The organism is Acinetobacter sp. ATCC 27244, assembly GCF_000156555.1.
Lineage (GTDB): Bacteria > Pseudomonadota > Gammaproteobacteria > Pseudomonadales > Moraxellaceae > Acinetobacter > Acinetobacter haemolyticus.
On the sequence record NZ_GG665950.1, the window covers coordinates 84,362 to 103,754 of the forward strand.

The window sequence follows — 19,393 nt, forward strand, 5'->3', positions numbered from 1 at the left end:
ATTGTCTGATTAAAAATGCCCCGTTAGTGTTTGTCTAATTTTATCAATGGTATTACTTTGTGGTTCATCTGATTCAGGTGATGGGATCGGTAATGAAATGACCACTTCTAAACCACCTTGTTCACGGTTACGAATATTGATCTGACCTTGGTGAATATCCACAATTCGTTTCACGATTGCCAATCCGAGCCCACTACCTTGGATTGTTCGTGCCGAATTACCACGAACGAAAGGTTGCATCAGTTCTTCAACTTGATCTGGTGGAATACCCTCACCATGATCCGCAACAGTAATCAGAATATGGTCATCGACATGGCTTGCTGATAGTTCAATTGGTTCTGAGCCATAGCGTTTAGCATTATTCAATAAATTTGCAATCAATCGTTTTAATGACAAGCTGCGTGCAGGAATAATCGGCAACTCTTGCATCTCGAATTGGATATCGAGTGGCTGGAATTGTACTACCAGTTCTTGCAATAAAGTATTGATATTGGTGTCGCTGAGTTCCTCATCCGAACCATCACGCATATACGAGATGAATTGATTTAGGATCGCATCCATATCATCGACATCGTATACCAGACCTTCACGCAGAAACTCATCAGGTAACATTTCCGCGGTGAGACGGATACGTGTTAGTGGTGTACGTAAGTCATGTGAGATACCTGCAAGCATGATTTGACGATCACGTTCGGTCTGCTCAAGCGTATACACCATATGATTAAAGGCTTGATTGACCTGACGAATCTCCAGTGGGCCGTGATTGGTATCTAAATAAGGGGCTTTGCCCGTCTTACTGTAGGTATTCGCCGCATTTTGTAGTCGTCGTAATGGACGATTCATCTGACGAACCAAAATAAGGATAATAATCGAAGAAAGAATCGGCACACCAAATAGCCACGTTGCGATCAGTTCAACGCTGTAGTTGGCATAGGTTTTTAATGGCTCGCGTACCCAGTTGCCATTCATTTCTGGGGTTTGAATCCAGATCCTTGGAATCGGTTTAAATTTAAAATAGACAGTAACGTCATCTACACCTAATTCTTTGGCTAGTTTTTCCTCGATTTGATTGGTGAATAGTTCAGCTAGAAACTTATCTTCAACTTTTGGAAACTCTTTAGGATCAGTAATGTATTCAATGCCGATCCGATTTTTAAGCCATGTATCCACATCGACTTCGGTATCACGATGCAAAATACGGATATCAGGATTGTTAACGAGCTCAAGTTCAATTGCGAGATAGCGTGCATGTTGCTGTAATTCAGGTAAATATAAGGTACGCCAAAAGAACCATAACGACATAAAAAGACTGAAAAAAACCATGAGCAGTACCAAGATCGTGGTACGCATGGCTGCGGAACGAGGTTTGATTTTATCTAAAAAGCGTTCCCATTTGGTCCGTGGCCGCTCTGAATAGGCCACGAAATCAGTAAACTCTTGTGGATCGATAGGTTCAAGTTTCAACGTCTAAATTTCCTGAACTTATTCAGCACCATCTGGAACAAATACATAGCCTACACCCCAAACGGTTTGGATGTAGCGAGCACGAGCAGGGTTGTCTTCAATTAAGCGGCGTAAGCGAGAAACCTGAACGTCAATTGAGCGTTCCATGGCACCCCATTCACGACCGCGGGCTAAGTTCATTAACTTATCACGGGTTAAGGGTTCGCGTGGATGCTGAACCAATGCTTTTAATACTGCGAATTCACCTGTGGTTAAGGTGACGACCTGACCTTCACGCGTTAAGGTACGGGTAGATAGATCAAGTGCCCAAGGACCAAAGCTGACTACTTCAACTTGTTGGCTCGGTGCGCCTGGAACTTCGCGAACTTGGCGACGTAATACCGCACGAATACGTGCAAGTAACTCATTTGGGTTAAATGGCTTTGGTAAATAGTCATCAGCACCCGCTTCTAAGCCTGCAATACGATCCGAGTCGCTGCCACGTGCTGTCAGCATGATGATCGGAGTATCAATATTGGATTGGCGCAAACGACGGCAAATACTGAGACCATCTTCAACAGGTAACATAAAATCAAGAACAATCAGCGAGAATAATTCGCGTTGTAGCAAACGATCCATTTGTGTTGCGTCATGGGCAGTTTTAACGACGAAACCTTTGTCTTCGAGGAAGCGTTGTAAAAGCGTACGCAAACGCACATCGTCATCGACCACTAAAATGCGTTCGACGCGGTCTGTTTCATGCTGAACAGTTTCCGTCGATTCGGCAGGTACAACTAAACTCATGCTGTGCTCCTTTATCGTTTATTGTCATCGTCTTTATGCAATGCTATATGAAGTATTGATAATTCAATTATGAAGTATCCGTAGACCCACGAGTATACGATTCATTGCACAGATTTGACTATGTTATAAAGCAACAAATATTGCCAATAAAATCAAGAGAAAGATACCAAATATATACAGGTAAAATTATGACAATCAATCTATTTTTCAATAGATAGGCAAAAAAAGCACGGTATTTTAGAAACATTGGTGAATTAGCATAAACTGTAGGCTTTTTCAGAAAAGAATGGGGCCTGTGCACAATATTTTAAAAAAACAATAGTGGATTTTATGGTCATGGACTTTATAATCAGTGCTTTTAGACTTAACCCTTGTGGAATCAATCACGATGACTGACATAGTTCAGCAGTTGGCAAATGAACTTGCCGTACGTCCAAACCAAGTAGAAGCTGCTATTCGTTTAATTGATGAAGGCGCCAGTGTTCCTTTTATCGCACGTTACCGTAAAGAGGTCACGCAAGGCTTAGACGATACCCAATTGCGCCAACTCGATACACGTTTAACGTATTTGCGTGATTTATACGAACGTCGTGAAAAAGTGATTCAGTCTTTAACAGAACAAGATAAATTAAGTGATGATTTATTGGCACGTGTTAATGCGGCAGAAACCAAAAATGCATTAGAAGAAATTTACGCGCCATATCGACCAAAACGCACCAGTAAATCTTTTAAAGCAAAAGAAGCGGGTTTAGGTCCGATCGCAGAAAAAATTATTGCTGAACAAATTGACCCAATCGAAGCATTGGCTGGTTTTAGCCATGAAGATTATCCAGATGTTGAAAGCCAACTGGATGCGATTCAACATATCTTGATTGACGATTGGGCGCAAAATATTGCGTTGACCACTGAATTAAAACAAACCTTCGCTAAAACTGCGGTCTTGAAAAGTGCAGTGGCTTCTGAAGAGAAGAAAGAAGTCGGTAAGAAATTCCGTGATTATTTTGAGTTTTCAGAGAATTTAAACAAAGTACCTTCACATCGTTTATTAGCGATGTTACGTGGTCGTCAAGAAAATGTCTTAGGCTTAAAAGTGGATGGTGAAGATGATGCACCATTAGCACGTATTGAGACTGAGTATAATCTTGAACAAATTCAACCACAAAGCCGTCAGGATTATTTGAAGCAAACTGCAAAACTATTCTGGCTGGGTAAAGTGCGTCCACAAATTGAGCACTCATTACTCACGGATAAGCGTTTGGCTGCTGAAGCTGAAGCAATGGATGTATTTGCAGAAAACTTACGCCATTTGTTACTTTCTGCGCCAGCAGGTAGCCGCACGACATTGGGTGTGGATCCTGGTATTCGCACAGGCGTGAAGCTTGCTGTGGTGAGTGATGCGGGTGATGTTCTGGCACACAGCACCATTTATCCTTTCGCACCGAAAGAAGACAAGGAAGGTTCTATTACAGAACTCGCGCGTTTATGCAGAGAGTTCCACGTGGAACTTATTGCGATTGGTAATGGAACAGCAAGCCGTGAAACAGAAGCTGTTGTTGCTGAAATGATGGCGGCAAATACGGATCTGAAATTAACACGTATCACTGTAAGTGAAGCAGGTGCATCTGTTTATTCTGCAAGTGAACTGGCTGCACAAGAACTTCCAGAACTTGATGTATCTATTCGTGGCGCGGTTTCAATTGCGCGCCGTTTACAAGATCCATTGGCTGAGCTGGTAAAAATTGACCCTAAATCAATTGGTGTTGGTCAATATCAGCATGATGTGAATCAAACAGGTTTAGCAAAAACATTGGATGCTGTGGTTGAAGACTGTGTGAATGCGGTCGGTGTTGATGTGAATACCGCGTCACCAGCGATTTTGGCGTATATTGCAGGCTTGAACAAAGCAATTGCTCAGCAAATCGTTGAATACCGCAAAGAGCATGGTCGTTTTGATAACCGTCAAGCCTTGAAAAAAGTACCACGTTTAGGTGAGCGTACTTTTGAACAATCAGCAGGTTTCTTACGTGTTCAAAATGGTTCTGAGCCATTGGATGCGTCAGCAGTCCACCCTGAAAGTTATGGTCTAGTCGAAAAAATCGTTGCAGCAAAAGCAACCACGGTAAAAGACATCATTGGCAATACTGAAATCATTCGCCAAGTCAAAGCGGATGAGTTTGTTGATGACAAATTCGGATTACCAACCATTCAAGACGTTTTAGCAGAATTGGAAAAACCAGGTCGTGATCCACGTCCAGAGTTCCGTACAGCGAAGTTCCGTGAAGACATTACTGAAGTTGCTCAACTCACTGAAGGCATGCAGCTTGAAGGTGTAGTGACCAATGTGACCAACTTCGGTGCATTCGTGGATGTAGGTGTACATCAAGACGGTTTAGTACATATCTCTGAATTGGCAAATGAATTTGTTTCTGATCCACATAAAGTGGTGAAACCAGGTCAAATCGTCCAAGTCCGTGTGATGCAAGTGGATGTGGAGCGTAATCGCGTCAACTTGAGTATGCGTGCAGAAGGTTCTGCGCCTGTTAAAGCACCACGCCAGCAACGTGCACAGCAGGATCGTCCTGAACGTTCAGAGCGTAAGCCACAAGGTCAACGTCCGCCACGTAAAGATGGTGACTTTAAACGTCCGCAACATAACAAGCCAAAAAATGACAAGCCACAAGAGCAAAAAATTGGTGGTTTGGGTGCCTTGTTATTACAAGCTGGCATTAAAGGATCTAAATAATCTAATCTAGCTCACTTACAAAACCTTCCTTCGGGAAGGTTTTTTGTTTGGGCGGATTAAGTGATAGATTGATAATGGAATATAAAACAGCAATTTTATTCTATAAATCGTATCCTATTGCGTTAACCTGATTTGATGTGAAAATCCAAAGGAGGTCGTGATGTCACGTAGACCTCGAGAACAAGTCGATTACTTACACCTCGAAGAACTCGGTGGTTTAGAAATGTTGAAAGCCAGTTACTTTCAGCAGGAGTTCTCTCGGCATGTCCATGAAGGATTTTGTATTGGTGTGATTGAAGAGGGTGCACAACGGTTCTATCGCACAGGTGGCAACCATGTCGCACCACAAGGCGATATTATTTTAGTGAATGCCGATGAAGTGCATACCGGCTCGTCAGCTGTAGAAACTGGTTGGCGTTATCGGGCAATTTATCCGACACCAGAGATTTTCCATGAATTAACCCGTGATCTGACGACAGTACATGGTACAGCACCATGGTTTAGAGACGCCGTGTTGCATGACGAAGGTTTAGCACAGCAATTCCGATTTCTCTTTGATTTACTTGAACAACCGAATAATACCTTACTCAAACAAACCTTGTTCTTATCTACGATTGCTTGGTTGGTGTCAAAGTATAGTCAAACTAAACCACTTGCCACAGATTTGGGTAATACCAAACAGCGCATTTTAAATATTAAAGATTTAATGGCGAGTATGCCTGAGCAAGAGTTTTCACTCATCGAATTGGCGGAAATGGCAAATTTGAGTCAGTGGCATTTCTTACGTCAATTCAAAAAGCATATCGGACTCTCTCCGCATGCGTGGTTGATCCAAGCACGTTTACAGAAGTCACAAAAATTATTAAGACAAGGTTTGAATTTATCCGAGGTATCGCAGCAGTGTGGTTTCTCGGATCAAAGTCATTTTAGTCGACATTTTCGTCAAACTTTTGGAATTACACCGGGCGGTTATATCGCTTACCTCAAATAAAAATAGCAATTTTATGCAATCTCCAGCGGTTGATTTTTGGCATAGTCACTAGGTTTTTAATGAACTGTTGTGATGTAAATGTTAGGTGAAAGCATAGATGATACGCAGATGTCCGAATCACGGGCATTTTTGAATGGCGCAATCAAGATACTGCCGTTGTGTTTAGCGGTATTGCCGTGGGGCTTGCTGGCAGGTTCAATGGCGATTCAAGCGGGGCTTACGACTTTACAAGCTATTGGGATGTCGGCACTGGTCTTTGCTGGTGCTGCACAATTGATGACCTTAGGTTTAGTCATGGCAGGAACACCTGCAATAACCATTATCATTTCCGTTTTTCTGATTACCACGCAGCATTATTTATATGCACTGTATTTACGTGAAGATATTTCTAAGCAACCTTTAAAAGATCGGTTAATGTTGGGCTTTTTGCTGACGGATGAATTGTTTGCAGTGAGTATTAAAAAGCAACCGCATTATATTCATTATCTGCTTGGTGCTGGGCTTTGCTTTTATTTGTGTTGGGTATTATTTAGTATTTGTGGGGTCTTTCTAGCCTCCGCTGTTCCCAATTTAGACCAATATCATCTCGATTTTTCCATCGTTGCGACGTTCATCGCAATCGTGATTCCATTTATAAAAAACTTAAATACTTTGGTTGGTGTACTCGTTTCAGTCACTTTAACGGTTGTATTCCTAAGTTTAGGCTTTAAAAGTGCGGCGATTATGGCAGGGGTGATTGGAATGTTTACAGCAACCTGCTTACAGAATTTTCGGGAGCGTAAAGCATGACTTGGTTTGTCCTGATTATTCTGGCATTGGTGGTGTTTGTGAATCGCTATATTTTGCTCGAGCCGAATCTGCCTTTGCGTTTACCCAAATGGTTTCAACAATCTTTGCAATACTCCGCCCCGTGTTTGTTGACGGCAATCGCAACACCCATTGTTTTTATGGATGAACATGGTGTATTTCGTGAAACTTTATTGAATCCTTATTTTCTGGCGACGATTTTAACGATTTTGATTGCGTATAAAGTCCGTCATACTTTGTTGACGATTATTTTGAGTTTGGCATGTTTTTATGGATTGGTGTTTTGGTTAAATTAAAAGCTTGGGAGCATATAGATTATGCTCCCAGTTTTTGTTGCCAATGCCTTAACGCGTGGTGTACCCACCATTGGCGAAAATGGTTTGTCCAGTAATCCACCAGCCATCAGTGACTAAGAAACGTACCAGTGGTTCGATATCTTCGATTTTGGTTAAACCGCCCAAAGCTGATGCTGACTTATGATACGCCACTGCTTCAGGTGATTCTTGGCCGTAGAAAAATGGTGTATCCATCGGGCCAGGAGCAACAGCAGTAACAGAAATACCGCGTTCACCAAACTCTTTCGATGCAGCGCGTGTGTAGTGTTCCACAGGCGCTTTTAATCCTTCATAGGTTGAATAAAGACCTGTATAAGCGGCAAGTAAGCTGGTGACAATGGTACAGATTTTTCCATTTGGATTGAGATGGCGGCCAGCCGCTTGAATAAAGAAATAGGCAATTTTATTGTTGATGTCATTCATGCCATCAAACTCTTGTTCGGTGGTGTCTAAATATGGTTTTTTGAGCACACGTCCGACAGTATTAATCGCAATATCTACACCGCCAAACTCTGTTTTGGCTTTTACAAATAAGTCTTCAATGTTCTGGATGTTAGATAAATCTGCTTGTACCAAGATTGCTTTAACCCCTAATGCTTGTACCGCTTTTAAGGTTTCTTCAGCATCTGATTGCGTTGCTGCACTGTTGTAATGAATCAATAAATTTGCCCCTTGTTCAGCAAATTTACGTGAAATTAATCCACCTAAGTTTTTTGCACCGCCGGTAATCAGTACCGTTTTTCCTTTTAGATCATGTTGTGACATTGCTTTATTCCTCATGTTGTTTTTGCATAAAAAACATCCTAATTGAATTTATTTGTTTGAAATAGTTGTTAGTATTGAACTGATTGTGCAAAAAAGTTGAATAATAAAATGGATAAAATTGAGCGTTTAAAGATTTTTTGTCTGGTGGCTGAGAAACAATCTTTTGCCCAAGCTGCACTGCAATTGGGTTTGCCTCGTTCAAATGTGACTTATGCGATTCAAGCTTTGGAAAAAGAATATGAAGTATTACTGTTTTATCGAACCACACGCAAAGTTGCATTAACACATGAAGGCAGTTTGTTTTATGAGGAGGCAATACGTCTGGTTGCCCAACTTAAAGAGCTAAATCGTTTTAAAACACAGGTGCGTAGTCAAGAAGGTAAAATCAGTATTGGTATGCCGAAACGCTTGGCAACACAAGTGTTGATTCCTCATCTATCCGCATTTTATCAACGCTATCCTAAAGTCAAAGTGTTGATTAATGGCAGCGATGATTTTTCAAATTTGATTGAACAACAACTGGACTGTGTGGTGCGCGTTGGGCAGGTTCAGGATGAATATTTACTGATTCGACCGATTAAACAGACGCAAATCTGGACTTTGGCATCGCCACAATATTTGGCGGAATATGGTGAGCCGAAGCATTTTGATGCGTTAGAACGGCATTTTGCTGTGGATTACCATGTGGCAAAACATTATCGAGAACGGAGTGAGTTAGCATTTCAAAATCATCGGATTAACATGCCTTATCGTTTACTGGTTGAAAATACAGAAGCCTATATTCAAGCAGGTTTAACTGGCCTTGGCTTGATTCAGATCCCTGAATTTGATGCGAAAACTTATGTGGAGCAAGGACAATTACAGCGGCTTTTTTCAGATATTCCATGCTTGGAATTGCCTGTAAATATTTTGCTGACGGATCGACAATATCGCCCAAAATATTTCCAAGACTTTATTGACTGGTTAGAGCAACATTTAAAAAAACTACTTTAACTTCTATCAGAACAATACCTCAGATCACTTTGACATGGAGAAAAATTTACAGTAAAACTAAAAATTAGAGTAATTACTCTAATTTTATAGGTGGATAAAAATGCACATAGGTCGACAAGCATGGGTGGCTCAAACTTCAGGCGATTTGTCTTTAAAAGATCGGATGGCTTTATTACGTCATAGCCTATTCCCAGTACTTAAACAAAGCATCAAGATGTATGCGTTAGCAGGTCGTTCCAAGCTGAACGCTCAGCAGCTTTTGAGTGTAGAGGATTTACATTTGCCTGATAGTTGTGATGTCAAACAGGCGATCGAAAAGATGCGATCCTGTAGTTCAGTGAGTTTGCAGAATCATTGTTTACGAACATGGTATTACGCTGTAGCATTTTCCAAGTTACAAGGCTTGAGCCATGATGAGGAGTTATTGGCAGTCTCGTGTTTACTACATGACTTGGGGATGACGGAACCGCATTATCAGCATCATGAAAATTGTCGTTGTTTTGCAGGACAGGGGGCTTATGCTGCAAAGGACTGGTCTTTAGTGCAAGGATGGCAAACACCACGTGCTGAGCAATTATTTGATGTGATCAGTATGCACATGAATCCTTATGTTGCGGTTGATGAAGGGATCGAAGCACATTTACTGCAACAAGCAGCCAGTTGTGATGTGATTGGAAGTCGGGGTTTTGAGTTTTCTACGCAATTTAGACAACAATTATATGCACAATATCCGCGCTTGGACTTTAATCAGCAGATGATTGAATTTACCCAACATGAAGCACTTGTTCGACCAAAATCGCGTACAGCGATGGTAGTTCAAAGTGGTTTTAAGCAGTTGGTTCGTTTTAATCCTTATCATGATTGAGGCAAAAATGATCTTGTGAGAACAAAACTGGTTTAGCTCAATGATTCAGTCACAAGGGTGATCGTATTTTAAATTATAAGTTTTTCAAGACAGAGATCATCAGCATGAAAACGATGTGATTAGGTATTGGGTTGAAATGAATCAATCTATTTGGGGAACTGTACAATCTCTTCTTAAGGGACAGGCTTCGCCTTGTGTAAATCGATTGAGCATATTTTTAATTTGATTTAACTGTGCAATTTTTTCATCAATCATGTTTAGTTTTTCTTGAAAGATATTTTGAACTTGGGGGGCTGGAATTTCATTTTGTTCAGTCATTTGTAGAATTTGTTGAATTTCACTTAATGAAAAACCTAGGTGCTTAGCGGTACGAATCAATTGTAATTGCTGCAGTGTTTGCTCGGGATAATCTTTATATCCATTATTTCGTGTAATAGATTGAATTAATTTTATTTTTTCATAGAAGCGAATCGTATCTCTGCTTAACTGGGCTTGTTTTGCCAATTCTCCAATCAACATGAGGTCACCATTATTATATGTCTGTGATAAAAACTACTTGACCTTTGAGTGTACTCCATCCTTTAGCCTATACCTATCTTTAAAAATAGGAGTTATAAAGATGGAGAATAAGCAAACCCAATTTAATCAGTTTCAGATCGCTTTAGTGGCTGGAGCAACAGGCTTTATTGGACGTTTCCTCATTGCTGAATTACTTAGTCAAGGCCATCAGGTCTTCGCACTTGTTCGTGATCGAGCAAAGCAGCAAAAAGATATGGAAAACTGGTTAAAAAATAAAAATATCGCATTTGATCAGCTTAGATTCATTCAAGGGGACATTACGCAAGAAGATCTGGCAATTAATCCAAAAGACTGGGAGAAACTTACAACAGTCAATATCTTATATAACGCAAGTGCATTGTTTGCATGGAATCTGAGTATGCGTGAAGGACGAAGGGTAAATGTAGAAGGTGCTTTGAATTTATTAACCTGTGTAAATCAACATTGTGATCTAGTACGTGTGGTACATGTGTCTGGTTATATGCTGACATTACAAGATCATTTACGCCAAGCTGGTGTCTGTATTGATCAACCTGAACAAACCAATTGGCAATGGGTTTATCAGCAATTAGGTACATATGAAGCTTCTAAGATCGAAGCGCATTATGCGTGGATTAAACAAGCGCAAAGCTTGGGTTTAGACTGGACCGTTATTCATCCTGCAACGGTGATTAGTGATGAAGTCACTGGGGAAATACCAGTTAATCAACCGATTGCACACATGATTAGTCTATTAAAGCGAAAGAAAATGAGTGCAATTCCAGCAACACCACAACATTATTTGCCTTTGGTTAGTATTGATTATTTAGTCAAAGTAATAGGTTATGCAGCGACTGAAACTCGTTTAGCTCGATCTGAATTATTGGTTGCTCATGAACAACGTTTAACGCTTGCAGACATGTTTAATATTATGGCTGCACAAGTGGGTCAAAAAGCTCCAACTCGATATGTTTCGTTAGATTTATTAAGAATGATTTTGAAATGGAAATGGCTGGCGCAGAAATTAGAAATGTCTGAAGAAATGTTGGATTTTATTCGAACAGAACCATTGAATGTTTCTGAACTAAAAACTTTGATTCAAAAGTGGAATATTCAGGAGTCTGATTTGGAGAAATCTTTAACAAAGACCAGTCAATGGATTTATCAACATAGCTAGTTGCCGATTAAAACAACAAACTTGTGGATAAGTTTAAACTTATACACATTTTGAAGATCAATAAAAAAAGACCTTCCTCAGAGAGAAAGGTCTTTGTTCACAATCAGATTACCAATGTTCACCTGGGAACAAACGTGCATAGGCACGTTGCATAAGATTGAGCTTCTCTTGCTTACCGACAGATGCAGTTGAGCTTGGGAATAAATTGAAACCAATCGACATCAAGATATTATTAATGTCTGGAGCAACAGCATAAGTAATTGAAGCTAAGCGTCCAAGATTGGTTGCGATTTTCTTCGGACGTTTCACGATTGCATACGCAATCAGATCCGCAGCTTCTTCTGGAGAAAGCGTTGGTACATATTTATAAATCTTTGTCGGTGCGATCATTGGCGTACGTACTAAAGGCATATAAATCGAAGTAATCGCGATTTTATGTGAATGTACTTCAGCAGATAAACAACGACTAAAAGCATCTAAAGCGGCTTTTGATGCAACATAAGCAGAAAAACGCGTTGCATTTGCGAGAACACCGATTGAACTAATATTGATGATTTGCCCATTTTTGCGTTGCATCATATGTGGAAGAAGATTCAACACCAAACGGACTGCACCAAAATAATTGAGTTGCATGGTGCGTTCAAAATCATGGAAACGATCAATCGATTCATGAACTGCACGGCGGATTGAGCGTCCTGCATTATTTACAAGAATATCAATATGATCTACAGCCGCTAAGATGTCCTTTGAAACGGCATCGATAGATTCCATGTCATTCAAATCACATGGAAATACAGTTGCTTTGCCGCCCTCAGCTTCAATCTCAGCTTTTACCTCATCCAACTTTTCTTTGGTACGAGCAATCAATAAGACATGTGCGCCTGCTTGAGCAAGGTATTTTGAAACCGTTAAACCAATACCACTTGAAGCACCTGTGACAATGATTGTTTTCCCGTCGACTTTTTGCTGAAAAAGTTTTTTGAGTTTTGCGTTCATGTAAGTGTCCTACATTAATCGAGCTGTTGTTTGCAATGTATCCTTGTTGCGATTAAACATTGCACTTTATTTTGTATTAATATTAACCGATATTTTTTGTTTGTCTAGTGTAAATATTTGAAAAATAATAGTTTTTTAGAGTAAAAACTCTAAAACAAGATATTGTAATAGTTGAAAAAGCAATCATATTCTGCTTGGTTTGAACAAAAAATAAGCCCCCATCAGGAGGCTCATTGATTTCAATGCGATTAAACCTGTGCGAGAGCCTGTTCAAGATCAGCAATGAGGTCATCGATATGCTCAATGCCAATAGACAAGCGTACTAGGTCTTCACTGACACCTGCCGATTTAAGTTCTTCTGCATTCAATTGACGATGAGTTGTGGTGGCAGGATGACACGCTAAACTTTTTGCATCACCGATGTTTACAAGGCGGGTAAATAGCTGTAATGCATCAATAAAACGAGTTCCACCTTCTAATCCATCTTGGACACCGAATGAGAGGATCGCAGAAGGTTTCCCTTTCACATATTTTTGTGCCAAATCATGCTGTGGATGATCTTCTAAACCTGCATAGTTCACCCATTTTACTTTTGGGTGTTGTTTTAAATATTCCGCAATTCTGATTGCATTTTCAGTATGACGTTCCATACGAAGATTTAAAGTTTCTAATCCTTGTAGAATTAAGAACACACTCAAAGGGCTAATTGCTGCGCCTGTATTACGTAATGGAACGACGCGCGCGCGTGCAATATAAGCAGCTTCTCCAAGTGCTTCCACATAATTGACGCCGTGATAGCTTGGGTCAGGGGTATTTAATGCCTTGAAACGTTCTGGATACTTACCCCAAGGAAACTTCCCACTATCCACAATGATGCCGCCAATGCTATTGCCATGACCGCCGATATATTTAGTGAGTGAATGAATTACGATATCGGCACCAAATTCAAATGGTTTGAGTAGGGCAGGCGTTGCCACGGTATTGTCCACAATCACGGGTACGCCATATTCATGCGCAATTTTTGAGATCGCTTCAAGGTCAATAATATTACCGAGTGGATTACCAATTGATTCCACAAAAACTAATTTGGTTTTCTCATCAATAATTGAACGTAATGCTTCTGGATTCTGATAATCAAAGAAGCGTACTTCGATACCTTGTTTCGGTAAAGTATGGGCAAATAAATTATAGGTCCCACCGTATAAAGTTGAAACAGAAGCAATATTGTCGCCTGCTTCAGCAATCGTTTGAATCGAGTAAGTGATTGCTGCCATACCAGAGGCTAAAGCTAAAGCGCCAATACCACCTTCAAGCGCTGCGAGACGTTGCTCCAGCACAGCGGTGGTTGGATTCATGATCCGAGTGTAGATATTTCCCTGAACTTTTAAATCGAATAAGTCTGCCCCATGTTGTGTGTTATCAAAGGCATAAGACGTGGTTTGATAAATGGGTACTGCGACTGCTTTGGTGGTTGCTTCTGGTGAATATCCCGCATGAATGGCTAAAGTTTCGTCTTTATAAGTCATGTTTACATCATCTATGTGAGTTAAATAATGATCGAGTGTAGCCGAAAATCTGTCCAAAATGGTGCACAATTTATGCGATTTATTGCGTTTTTAATGATATGTATAGCAGCTTATCTTCCTATGAGTTTTGGCTTATCTGTCCAAAGCAACCGCGTAATGTCTTGAAATAGAAAATCCTTTTATTTGTCCCAAACAAAATCTAACTTAACTTCATGTTGATTGGGTTTTCAGCGTATAATACGTGCGATTATTTTTCGCTTTTTGCGATGTGTTGGTTTTTCAATTGAGGAGTCCTGCGTGGCCCAATATATTTATACGATGAACCGAGTGTCTAAAATGGTTCCGCCAAAGCGCGAAATCTTAAAAGACATCTCTTTATCATTTTTCCCAGGTGCAAAAATTGGTGTGCTTGGTTTAAACGGTGCGGGTAAATCTACTTTGCTCCGTATTATGGCGGGCGTAGATAAAGATTTCTCAGGTGAAGCACGCGCGCAACCTGGAATCAAAATCGGTTACTTAGAGCAAGAGCCGCCATTAGATCCAACCAAAGATGTTCGTGGTAACGTTGAAGATGGCGTGCGTGAAGCGCTTGATGCTTTAGAACGTCTTGACCAAGTTTTTGCTGAATATGCGGATCCTGATGCAGATTTTGATGCGCTTGCAAAAGAGCAAGAAAAATTAGAATCCATCATCCATGCTTGGGATGCACATAACCTCAATAATCAGCTTGAAATCGCAGCAGGTGCTTTGAACCTACCTGCATGGGATGCAGACGTATCCTTACTTTCAGGTGGTGAGCGTCGTCGTGTTGCGTTGTGCCGCTTATTGCTTTCGAAGCCAGATATGTTGCTTCTTGACGAACCGACGAACCACTTGGATGCAGAGTCTGTATCGTGGTTAGAACGCTTCTTGAAAGATTTCCCTGGCACGATCGTTGCGATTACGCATGACCGTTATTTCTTGGATAACGTTGCTGAGTGGATTCTTGAGCTTGACCGTGGGCATGGTATTCCATACCAAGGCAACTATACTTCTTGGCTTGAACAGAAAAATGCGCGTTTAGAGCAGGAACAGAAGCAAGAAGAATCTTTTGCAAAAGCATTGAAAAAAGAACTTGAATGGGTTCGTTCAAATGCGAAAGGCCAGCAGAAGAAAAACAAAGCACGTATGGAGCGTTTTGAAGAGCTTAACTCTAAAGAATTCCAACAACGTAATGAAACGTCTGAAATCTATATTCCACCTGGTCCACGTTTAGGCAACAAGGTTGTGGAAGTGGAAGGGATCAGCAAATCATTCGATGGTCGCTTATTGTATGAAAACTTAAGCTTCAGTGTACCTCCAACAGCAATTGTGGGTATCGTTGGTCCAAACGGTGCGGGTAAAACCACTTTATTCCGTATGATGACTGGTGAACAGCAACCTGATACCGGTACTGTGACTTTAGGTGAATCAGTTAAAGTCGCTTATGTCGGTCAGATTCGTGACACCTTGGATAACAACAAAACGGTTTGGGAAGAAGTTTCTGGCGGTTTAGATATCCTGAAAATTGGTGATTACGAAATTGCATCACGTGCTTATATCGGTCGCTTTAACTTTAAAGGTCAAGATCAGCAGAAACGCGTAGGTGAATTGTCGGGTGGTGAACGTAACCGTTTACAACTTGCGAAGATCTTACAGATGGGTGCAAATGTGATCTTACTGGATGAACCATCAAACGACTTGGATATCGAAACTTTACGTGCACTTGAGGATGCAATTCTTGTATTCCCTGGTACTGTGATGGTGGTATCGCATGACCGTTGGTTCCTTGACCGTATTGCAACGCATATTCTGTCATTTGAAAATGAGCAGCCTGAATTCTACACAGGTAACTATGCAGAATATGAAGCATATCGTCAGTCACGTTTGGGTGATGCTGCAACAACGAAACGCTCTAAATATAAGAAAATTTCGGGCTAAGACCTGATTGATAAAAAACCAGCCTGAGGGCTGGTTTTTTACTTTTATACAAAAATGATACTTGTAAATCCTTCATCTAGTGTTGGGGATTCTATGGCTGCGAAAACATTCTTGAGAGCTTGTTCATCAACTTTGGTATCTAATGTTCTTGTGCTATTTCGCTCTAGACAAATCGATAAAGGGGTTTTGAACATCACTGCCACACATTCAATATTATGGAAACGTGCGATTTCTAGAATAGGTGCTCTTTCCTCTTTTTTGACTAAGATGGCATCAAAAATAATATTATAAGGCTCTTCCTTTATTTTTTTGTCAGCCCAAGTACTTTTACCAGTAGCTTGGCAACCAATCAAGACATAAACGATTTGTACGCTTGAGTTATTAATGATTTCATTTTCCAAGTCATGAAAGCATTTTGCCCATGCCATCTGATTTCGTTCACTTGTGAAGACTCTACCAGCGACAGTTTCTAAATAGTGGTCGGGGTTGATATGCATAAGAAAATTATTATTTTTGAGCAGAGGGAAATATTGATAGTTTAGGCCTAAAATTTAAAATTATTTAGTTTTTGTTTAATGTAATTTTATTACATCAGCCTTCGTTGCTATAGTTAATCTGATTTTGAACAGTTGATCAAACATGAGACGTTCACTTGTATTCATGACACTCTTGCTAAGTTTGTTCATGTTCCAAAGTATTTGGAACGTGGCGGCCGCGTATTGTGGTCATGAAGTTACAACTCAGCAGACCGTTTCGGTTAATCATTTTGGTCATCATGCGTTGGATAATTCTAAAGAGCAAACGAATTCTTTAGTCGCAGTTCAAGAGGCCGATGCTTCATGGTTGTTGAACGTGCAAGATCATCACGATCATTTGCCAACATGTTTTCATGCAATTGTTATTCAAGAACAACAGCAATTGAAGCAACCAATTCTACGGATACATGAATTAGAACAAAAATATAACTGGTCCAATCATTACCAGTCGCCATATCTAACAAGCTTAAATCCCCCTCCAGTCTTTGCCCCACTATTGGTGGGGTAGTTTCAAAATACTCACCAGAAAGCTCTCTATTTCAATACGTCATTTCACCATTTTGCTAGGTAAATGATTGAAGTAGATCATAAATGAACAATTTTATTCATTTTGTTTGGAGGTCAAATCCTCGAATCAGATGAATCAAAAAACATTTAAATCAGGTGAAGATGATGTCAATTCAATTTAATAAAAAACTATGTTTTATGGTGCTATTCCTTTCAGCAAGCTTGGCAAATGCAGATGGAGGTTTGATTTTCTTAGAAAGAAATCTTCAGTCTCAGCAAGAAATGAAAGCAAATGTCGAACATGACATTAAGCACAGCAACACCAAGCATAAGTGTAAATCATCGGGTTAATTTTTTAGGGGACTGCTCGGCAAGTGAGCAGTCCCCGACTGTCAAAATGTATTGATTAGTTTTTGTGAATCTTGCGTTTTTAAAAAAGATTTTAGTGCTGAATGGAGAGATGTAATTTTATTACATCAAACTTCCTTGCTATAGTTCAGTTGTGCAATTTTTGACTAAAGAGAAAACTTTGCGTCGATCAAGTATTTTTATAACCGTCTTGCTCAGCCTTTTCATATTCCAAAGCCTTTGGAATGTGGCGGCAGCTTATTGTGGTCATGAAAGTACAACGCAGCAAACTGTTTCTGTTGGTCATTTCGGTCATCATGTACCAGAAAATATAGATGTGACGGAAATATCTGTCTTGAAGATAAATCAAGATTCAAGTGATTTGCCGATGCCATTAAGTTTGCAAGATCACCATGATCATTTGCCATCCTGTTTTCATGTGGTGGTTACTGAAGCACAGCAACAGCTTGATCATCTTGTTTTGAGTGATCATGAGACAAAGCAAAAATATTATTGGTCTAATTCTTATCAGTCTCCGCATCTATCTGGATTAAATCCGCCGCCGCTACTAACCCCGCTATAGGTGGGGTAGCCGAAAAATAGCCCACCGCATCTTCTTTTATTTGCGGGGCTTTATATGTCTTTTAATCTATCTCAGCGTATCGGTACGTTGAAAAATCACACGCTCAATCCTGCGACGCATTCCATTGCTTTGAAATATTCGGTATTGGCTTTAATTGCGGTGCTTTCCAGCCAATCCGTTTTGGCGGAATCATTATTAAATGCGAATCAATCATCGATCACTATCGCACAGCAAAATGCGAGCTTTGACGGGGTGTTAGCGCGCGTTCGCAACTATCAAAATCAACAATCCAGTTGGCAAACACAGCAACAAATGGCGAGTGTGCAACTTAAGCAAAGTGCTCTGTGGGCCAATCCTAGTCTTTCGGTCGAACAAACAGGCTTGCAAAGTGATCAGGATCGCGAACTGTCGATTGGTATTTCACAACCTTTAGATCTATTTGGGCAGCGAAAGGCCGCGCAAAAGGTCGCGAAGCTTTCTGCTCACCAAGTAGATTTGTCACAGCAGCGTTATAACGCTGAATTGGAATTAATTGTTGAATATGTATGGTCTCAAGTCGCGTTATTGCAATTGGAAAAGGCAGCGATCGCTGAGCAATTACAGGTGAGTCAGCAGAACTTAGAGGCAACTGAAAAACGTTATCAAGCTGGGAGTATTGCCCAAGTTGATGTTGAGCGGGTTCGTATGGCACATCTTGAGAACCAGCGACTTAGCCAACAAGCAGATTTACAGCTCCAAGTTGCGCAAAAACAGTTGGCTGGATTATGGGGGGAAAGCACGCCATCTTTTTCGATTCAGCCCAATGTAAATGAGCTTTGGACGCAGGCAATGACCATTCAAACTGTGTCTGAACAAAATCAGAACCTTTTTGAACAAGGCTTACAGCTCGAAACGCAGCGTCAACAGGCGCATATTGAGCAGCTCAAAGCGCAGTCGCGTCCTCAACCAACGATGACTTTGGGGGTAAATCGTACGCGTTCGGCAGACCAAAATACTGAAAGTCAAATTCGATTAGGCGTAGAGATCCCACTCAATATTTTTAATTCACAAAAATATGGAATCCAAATTGCGCAAGCTAAACAGACCTTAATTCAACAACAACAGCGTTTTTATCGTCAGCAAAATCAGTTGGATATCGATCTTCGCATGACTGAGTTAAAAGCCTTGCAAAGCCAATATCAACAATTGAGTGATCAGCAAATACCGTTAGCGATACAAGTTCAACAAAAAACCTTGCAAGGTTTTCGGTTGGGTAAGTTTTCCGTGACAGATGTTCAGCAAGCCACAATCCAGCTACAAGACGTTCGTTTGCGTAAAGTCCAACTGCTCAAGCAAGCATGGCAACTCAATATCGATGTGCAAACGGCACGTATGGGGCTTTCCTCAGATCAGATCACTGCTAAAGATGCATTGATGCAACTCAACCAACGCATGTGGCAACAAGCAAGTGCTTTCCCAAGCCAAGTCGGAGAATAATG

At 40.6% G+C, this 19,393-nt stretch carries 19 protein-coding genes; 12 read left to right on the top strand and 7 right to left on the bottom strand.

Annotated elements, in window-relative coordinates; genetic code table 11:
• Positions 1–9: 9 nt before the first annotated feature.
• Positions 10–1,464: an ATP-binding protein gene (locus HMPREF0023_RS02550; RefSeq protein WP_004641411.1), complete on the bottom strand. Its 1,455-nt coding sequence runs from the start codon at positions 1,462–1,464 to the stop codon at positions 10–12.
• A gap of 18 nt (positions 1,465–1,482) precedes the next feature.
• Positions 1,483–2,247: a two-component system response regulator OmpR gene (ompR, locus tag HMPREF0023_RS02555; RefSeq protein WP_004641409.1), complete on the bottom strand. Its 765-nt coding sequence runs from the start codon at positions 2,245–2,247 to the stop codon at positions 1,483–1,485.
• A 388-nt stretch (positions 2,248–2,635) separates the two neighbouring features.
• On the opposite strand from ompR, the gene HMPREF0023_RS02560 reads away from it, so the two are divergent.
• From HMPREF0023_RS02560 to HMPREF0023_RS02575, 4 genes are all read left to right on the top strand, one after another.
• Positions 2,636–4,990: a Tex family protein gene (locus HMPREF0023_RS02560; RefSeq protein ID WP_005088565.1), complete on the top strand. Its 2,355-nt coding sequence runs from the start codon at positions 2,636–2,638 to the stop codon at positions 4,988–4,990.
• Positions 4,991–5,150: 160 nt separating this feature from the next.
• Complete coding sequence (locus HMPREF0023_RS02565; RefSeq protein WP_005088563.1) at positions 5,151–5,981, top strand: AraC family transcriptional regulator; 831 nt, start codon at positions 5,151–5,153, stop codon at positions 5,979–5,981.
• 78 nt (positions 5,982–6,059) lie between these two features.
• Positions 6,060–6,770: an AzlC family ABC transporter permease gene (locus HMPREF0023_RS02570; protein WP_005088560.1), complete on the top strand. Its 711-nt coding sequence runs from the start codon at positions 6,060–6,062 to the stop codon at positions 6,768–6,770.
• The gene (locus HMPREF0023_RS02575; RefSeq protein WP_005088557.1) at positions 6,767–7,084 is read left to right on the top strand and encodes an AzlD domain-containing protein; all 318 of its coding nucleotides are present in this window, start codon (positions 6,767–6,769) and stop codon (positions 7,082–7,084) included. The genes HMPREF0023_RS02570 and HMPREF0023_RS02575 overlap by 4 nt, the downstream gene beginning before the upstream one ends.
• A 48-nt stretch (positions 7,085–7,132) precedes the next feature.
• Here the strand turns inward: HMPREF0023_RS02575 and HMPREF0023_RS02580 are convergent, their stop codons facing one another.
• Positions 7,133–7,888 carry an SDR family oxidoreductase gene (locus HMPREF0023_RS02580; protein ID WP_005088555.1) on the bottom strand — a complete coding sequence of 252 codons (756 nt, stop codon included), beginning with the start codon at positions 7,886–7,888 and terminating at the stop codon, positions 7,133–7,135.
• 108 nt (positions 7,889–7,996) lie between these two features.
• Here HMPREF0023_RS02580 and HMPREF0023_RS02585 point away from each other — a divergent pair, with 108 nt between their 5' ends.
• On the top strand, positions 7,997–8,881 hold the full coding sequence (locus tag HMPREF0023_RS02585) for a LysR family transcriptional regulator (protein ID WP_005088554.1): 885 nt from the start codon (positions 7,997–7,999) through the stop codon (positions 8,879–8,881).
• Between the two features lie 100 nt (positions 8,882–8,981).
• On the top strand, positions 8,982–9,746 hold the full coding sequence (locus tag HMPREF0023_RS02590; RefSeq protein WP_005088552.1) for an HD domain-containing protein: 765 nt from the start codon (positions 8,982–8,984) through the stop codon (positions 9,744–9,746).
• Positions 9,747–9,887: 141 nt separating this feature from the next.
• Here HMPREF0023_RS02590 and HMPREF0023_RS02595 read toward each other — a convergent pair whose 3' ends face one another.
• Positions 9,888–10,265, bottom strand: coding sequence for a MerR family DNA-binding protein (locus HMPREF0023_RS02595; protein WP_005088550.1), 378 nt, complete (start codon positions 10,263–10,265; stop codon positions 9,888–9,890).
• 100 nt (positions 10,266–10,365) lie between these two features.
• Between HMPREF0023_RS02595 and HMPREF0023_RS02600 the strand changes: the two genes are divergently transcribed.
• The gene (locus HMPREF0023_RS02600) at positions 10,366–11,460 is read left to right on the top strand and encodes an SDR family oxidoreductase (RefSeq protein ID WP_008941122.1); all 1,095 of its coding nucleotides are present in this window, start codon (positions 10,366–10,368) and stop codon (positions 11,458–11,460) included.
• 108 nt (positions 11,461–11,568) lie between these two features.
• On the opposite strand, the gene HMPREF0023_RS02605 is transcribed toward HMPREF0023_RS02600, so the two are convergent.
• Positions 11,569–12,456 (bottom strand): SDR family NAD(P)-dependent oxidoreductase, encoded by an 888-nt coding sequence (locus tag HMPREF0023_RS02605; protein ID WP_004641380.1) that lies wholly within the window; start codon positions 12,454–12,456, stop codon positions 11,569–11,571.
• Between the two features lie 248 nt (positions 12,457–12,704).
• The gene (locus HMPREF0023_RS02610; RefSeq protein WP_004641379.1) at positions 12,705–13,982 is read right to left on the bottom strand and encodes an O-acetylhomoserine aminocarboxypropyltransferase/cysteine synthase family protein; all 1,278 of its coding nucleotides are present in this window, start codon (positions 13,980–13,982) and stop codon (positions 12,705–12,707) included.
• Positions 13,983–14,279: 297 nt separating this feature from the next.
• Here HMPREF0023_RS02610 and ettA point away from each other — a divergent pair, with 297 nt between their 5' ends.
• Positions 14,280–15,941 (top strand): energy-dependent translational throttle protein EttA, encoded by a 1,662-nt coding sequence (gene ettA, locus HMPREF0023_RS02615; protein ID WP_004641376.1) that lies wholly within the window; start codon positions 14,280–14,282, stop codon positions 15,939–15,941.
• A 44-nt stretch (positions 15,942–15,985) separates the two neighbouring features.
• Here ettA and HMPREF0023_RS02620 read toward each other — a convergent pair whose 3' ends face one another.
• Positions 15,986–16,369 (bottom strand): AAA family ATPase, encoded by a 384-nt coding sequence (locus HMPREF0023_RS02620; RefSeq protein ID WP_017396590.1) that lies wholly within the window; start codon positions 16,367–16,369, stop codon positions 15,986–15,988.
• A gap of 211 nt (positions 16,370–16,580) precedes the next feature.
• On the opposite strand from HMPREF0023_RS02620, the gene HMPREF0023_RS02625 reads away from it, so the two are divergent.
• The 4 genes from HMPREF0023_RS02625 to HMPREF0023_RS02640 all read left to right on the top strand — a co-directional run bounded on the left by HMPREF0023_RS02625 (position 16,581) and on the right by HMPREF0023_RS02640 (position 19,391).
• On the top strand, positions 16,581–16,985 hold the full coding sequence (locus tag HMPREF0023_RS02625; protein WP_346772086.1) for a cation efflux protein, CzcI-like: 405 nt from the start codon (positions 16,581–16,583) through the stop codon (positions 16,983–16,985).
• A gap of 164 nt (positions 16,986–17,149) precedes the next feature.
• Complete coding sequence (locus tag HMPREF0023_RS02630; RefSeq protein WP_017396588.1) at positions 17,150–17,335, top strand: hypothetical protein; 186 nt, start codon at positions 17,150–17,152, stop codon at positions 17,333–17,335.
• Positions 17,336–17,486: 151 nt separating this feature from the next.
• Entirely contained in the window at positions 17,487–17,915 is a 429-nt protein-coding gene (locus HMPREF0023_RS02635; protein ID WP_008941127.1) for a cation efflux protein, CzcI-like, read from the top strand.
• Between the two features lie 54 nt (positions 17,916–17,969).
• On the top strand, positions 17,970–19,391 hold the full coding sequence (locus HMPREF0023_RS02640) for a TolC family protein (protein ID WP_008941128.1): 1,422 nt from the start codon (positions 17,970–17,972) through the stop codon (positions 19,389–19,391).
• The last annotated feature ends 2 nt before the right edge of the window (positions 19,392–19,393 follow it).

Bases quoted from the DNA above. Each gene is read 5' to 3' on its own strand.
- HMPREF0023_RS02610 (WP_004641379.1), bottom strand. From the start codon at position 13,982: ATGACTTATAAAGACGAAACTTTAGCCATTCATGCGGGATATTCACCA.
- HMPREF0023_RS02595 (WP_005088550.1), bottom strand. From the start codon at position 10,265: ATGTTGATTGGAGAATTGGCAAAACAAGCCCAGTTAAGCAGAGATACG.
- HMPREF0023_RS02620 (WP_017396590.1), bottom strand. From the start codon at position 16,369: ATGGCATGGGCAAAATGCTTTCATGACTTGGAAAATGAAATCATTAAT.
- ompR (WP_004641409.1), bottom strand. From the start codon at position 2,247: ATGAGTTTAGTTGTACCTGCCGAATCGACGGAAACTGTTCAGCATGAA.
- HMPREF0023_RS02600 (WP_008941122.1), top strand. From the start codon at position 10,366: ATGGAGAATAAGCAAACCCAATTTAATCAGTTTCAGATCGCTTTAGTG.
- HMPREF0023_RS02580 (WP_005088555.1), bottom strand. From the start codon at position 7,888: ATGTCACAACATGATCTAAAAGGAAAAACGGTACTGATTACCGGCGGT.
- HMPREF0023_RS02630 (WP_017396588.1), top strand. From the start codon at position 17,150: ATGTCAATTCAATTTAATAAAAAACTATGTTTTATGGTGCTATTCCTT.
- HMPREF0023_RS02585 (WP_005088554.1), top strand. From the start codon at position 7,997: ATGGATAAAATTGAGCGTTTAAAGATTTTTTGTCTGGTGGCTGAGAAA.
- HMPREF0023_RS02640 (WP_008941128.1), top strand. From the start codon at position 17,970: ATGTCTTTTAATCTATCTCAGCGTATCGGTACGTTGAAAAATCACACG.
- HMPREF0023_RS02625 (WP_346772086.1), top strand. From the start codon at position 16,581: ATGAGACGTTCACTTGTATTCATGACACTCTTGCTAAGTTTGTTCATG.
- HMPREF0023_RS02570 (WP_005088560.1), top strand. From the start codon at position 6,060: ATGTTAGGTGAAAGCATAGATGATACGCAGATGTCCGAATCACGGGCA.
- HMPREF0023_RS02560 (WP_005088565.1), top strand. From the start codon at position 2,636: ATGACTGACATAGTTCAGCAGTTGGCAAATGAACTTGCCGTACGTCCA.
- HMPREF0023_RS02605 (WP_004641380.1), bottom strand. From the start codon at position 12,456: ATGAACGCAAAACTCAAAAAACTTTTTCAGCAAAAAGTCGACGGGAAA.
- HMPREF0023_RS02565 (WP_005088563.1), top strand. From the start codon at position 5,151: ATGTCACGTAGACCTCGAGAACAAGTCGATTACTTACACCTCGAAGAA.
- HMPREF0023_RS02575 (WP_005088557.1), top strand. From the start codon at position 6,767: ATGACTTGGTTTGTCCTGATTATTCTGGCATTGGTGGTGTTTGTGAAT.
- HMPREF0023_RS02590 (WP_005088552.1), top strand. From the start codon at position 8,982: ATGCACATAGGTCGACAAGCATGGGTGGCTCAAACTTCAGGCGATTTG.